Genomic DNA, 671 nt, shown 5'->3' with positions numbered 1-671 from the left:
CTTCTACAGACATATTTAACAACTTCGCTACCGTTTCTTTCGTTTGCGGAGCAGCATCCCCTAACTTTTCAGGAATCATTCCGATTTCAGAAGCTTTACCATTCGTCGCAAGACCTTTTCCATTACGATCGTAAACTTCACCACGTTTTGGTTGTGTTGTCTGCATACGCACTTTACTATCTTTTGTCATGCCAGGGAAAATGAAATCAGGAGTCCAATCTATTTTCCAAGACTCTTTATCCCCATCTTTTTCTTTCACCATTTTTGCTTCATGGCCAAAAGTGATTTTACCACCAACTGTATCCATGCTTACTTTAAAAGGAACAGGGCCTTCATCTTTTTTATCTTCTTTTACTTCCCCTGTTTCTACCTTTAAGTCTTTCACTTCAATACCAGAATAAATCTTTTCATATTTCTCAGTAAACTCTTTCTGTGAAATATCTTTTTTTGCATTTTCTGATAATTGATCATACATATCTGCAAATTTTTGTTTATTCCATGCTTTTACATATGTATCAAACGCTTCTTGTGGTTTTTCTTCTTTGCCGCATCCGACTAGCATTAATGCAAAGCAAAGAAAAAGAATCCCCCATATTTTTCTCAACCGATTCTCCTCCTTTTATTACATAGCGTACTTCTAAAGATTTATAGCATTCTATACATGCTAACTC

1 protein-coding gene is annotated in these 671 nt (G+C 35.8%); it reads right to left on the bottom strand.

The annotated features are described in order from the left end of the window. A partial coding sequence (locus AC1DTM_RS30340) for an NTF2-like N-terminal transpeptidase domain-containing protein (RefSeq protein WP_477001689.1) occupies positions 1-604 on the bottom strand: 604 nt, incomplete at its 3' end. Between the last annotated feature and the right edge of the window lie 67 nt (positions 605-671).

This window comes from Bacillus sp. P4_D3, from assembly GCF_056401855.1.
The sequence above is the reverse complement of the archived record's forward strand: the minus strand, read 5'-3'. Positions and strand labels throughout refer to the sequence as shown.